The following is a 2,366-nucleotide window of genomic DNA, read 5'->3' as shown; positions in this document are numbered from 1 at the left end:
GCTTTTGAGAATGTATAGGTGTAAAGATTTTTTCCATAGAGGGCTTCATCATCCATAGACGCTAAAATGCCATTCATTTCATGGGCTTGTTTTTTAGCACTATCAGCAAAGATCTTGGGCGTTGCTGTCATATACAGACGTTTTTTACCCCGAATGATGCTGTTATCATGAACCTTGATAAATTCAGATTCATGCTTGTCTGTTCCCAACACAACACCCGTTGTACGGTGTGCTTCATCGCAAATGATTAAATCAAATTCGGGTAAATCATGGTCTTTTTGTGCATCGGAAATCACTTGGATTGAATGGTAAGTGGAAAACACCACCGTCATCACATCCAGAGAAGACTTACCCGCTTTACGAGAAAGCTCTTTTGCATCCGTTGTAGCAGGCAAGATCAGAGGTATCAAGAGCCGCCTCATCATCATTTTGTTTTTTACGACGCTTTCCCACTTGTGTATCCGAACACACAGCAAAGGAACGCAAGGGCACTTCTGTATCAAGGGTCCATTCACGGATTGTTTGTGACATCAAAGCAAGGGAAGGCACCAAAAACAACACACGCTTGCCTTTTCCTGCTATGGTCTCTGCTATCTTAAGGCTTGTGAACGTCTTGCCCGTACCACATGCCATAATCAGCTTGCCACGGTTTGCTTCTTTTAACCCTTCACAAACTTTCTTGATGGCTTCTTCTTGATGGGGACGAGGCTCTTTTGTTGATTTCAGAACAATTTCTTTTTTCGTTGCAAATATTTGCCAGTCTATACGACTGTTTTCCATATGACGAAGGTCAATGCGATAAATGGGTATCGCTTGTCCTTTAATCATGGCATTCACATTGTCACTTAATTCCACTTCTGTGGTATCAACAAGAAGACGATATTTAAAGATGTCTTTTCCAGATGCCGCGATAAAGCTATCAATATCTTTTTTACTGATCTGATGATCTGCTTGATAAAACTTACATTGAATAGCGACATAACCCTCTTGATTGCGAAGCTTTGCCACCAGATCAATGCCGATATCATTTTTATTCCAATCTTCACGCTCTTTAGCCCATTCATAATAGCTCTCAACTTTTTCGTATCTCCCATAGTGGAGAGGGTCATACATAAGATATTTTGTCACAAAATCTTCAAACACTTTCCCCCGTAGAGCATTTGATGTTGCCTGTTCACGATAGGATTGTAAAAGAGAGCGTAAAGTGAATTGTTCATTATCAGACTTAACAGATTGCAGCATATTGTAATAAAAATCCATTGCCTTATGAGATGATCAATAATCATCAAAAGAATCAAAATGAATTCAATTGAATGCATTTAAGGCAAATAACGATAAAAAAGGGAAAAAAACTGCTAAAAAAAGCCGATATTTTTTCAAAAGTTTTTTTTAAGGCTGTTTATCCACAGCCTATGAGAGAGATCAGATCAGCAAAATAGTGAAATTTGCTATTCGTTTTATGATAAAAAAGACAAATGAACTATGTGCTTTTAAGATATCAAAGTAAGTATTTTGATAAGTTTTATTACGAATTTTGCTTATAGGTTTTGAAGGTGTAAAAATCGTCAAAACCCCTTCAAAACGTATGCTATTAGTTGAATTTATAGGTTGTGTTATCAATATGAGTTGTTTTTTTTAAATCTGTAAAATATTAACACATTGAAATATAACGTTTTTATTTTTTATCGTTTTTTTATCTAAAAGAGGCAACCGTCAAAACCCAAAACCCCGTCAAAACCTATAGAGGTTGTGTTTTGGATATCTTTAGACACAAGATTTAAAAGAACCTCTGTATGTTTCTTCTTAAAAAAATGATAAAACAAAAACCCTCAAAGATAATTCGTAAACCTTCTGTTGGTACGATAAGATCTTTGAAGGTTTTAAGAATAATAAATAAAATTATAAGCGTTTCATTGTTTGATGCTGTTGTTTTTGACGAACGGGTGCCATTCATAACGTATGGTAGGTCGACCGCCTTGTGAGCTATTTTCACTTGCTATTTGACGAATATGATTGGAGCGACATAAGAGCTCTAAAGCTTGCTTCACAGCTTCTTTGTCTTTTAAACATTTCCAATCACGTTTATAAACATCCCTTGCCGTAAAGACATCGGGTAAATGATCACAGCGCTCGACAATCAATTTTGCCCCCTCTGTTGCTAGGCTATCCGCAGCCGCATAGAGCCTTTTGACATGACTTAACAAATATTTTTCCCAACGCAACGCTGTTTGAAGGGCATCTTTATTGATTTCAAAACGCCCCCCTTCGGTCAATTCAAAAATCAACGCAAGACTTACTATGGTTTTGGGCATTTTCAAAAGATGCGCTTGTAAACTTTCAGAAAGGTTATTCTCTTTGGCTTCTTT

1 protein-coding gene and 1 pseudogene are annotated in these 2,366 nt (G+C 36.9%); both read right to left on the bottom strand.

The genetic code is table 11. From position 1 onward, the window contains the following. Window positions 1-1,242 (bottom strand): annotated as a pseudogene (locus PVV60_RS10150) (DEAD/DEAH box helicase family protein); the annotation flags it as partial. A gap of 668 nt (window positions 1,243-1,910) precedes the next feature. Next, window positions 1,911-2,366: DUF3987 domain-containing protein (locus tag PVV60_RS10145; protein WP_273724630.1), on the bottom strand; the 456-nt coding region annotated here is incomplete at its 5' end.

The sequence above is a fragment of the Bartonella sp. AU18XJBT genome (assembly GCF_028618595.1).
In the GTDB taxonomy this organism is placed as follows: domain Bacteria; phylum Pseudomonadota; class Alphaproteobacteria; order Rhizobiales; family Rhizobiaceae; genus Bartonella.
This window is presented reverse-complemented; position numbering and strand designations above follow the sequence as displayed.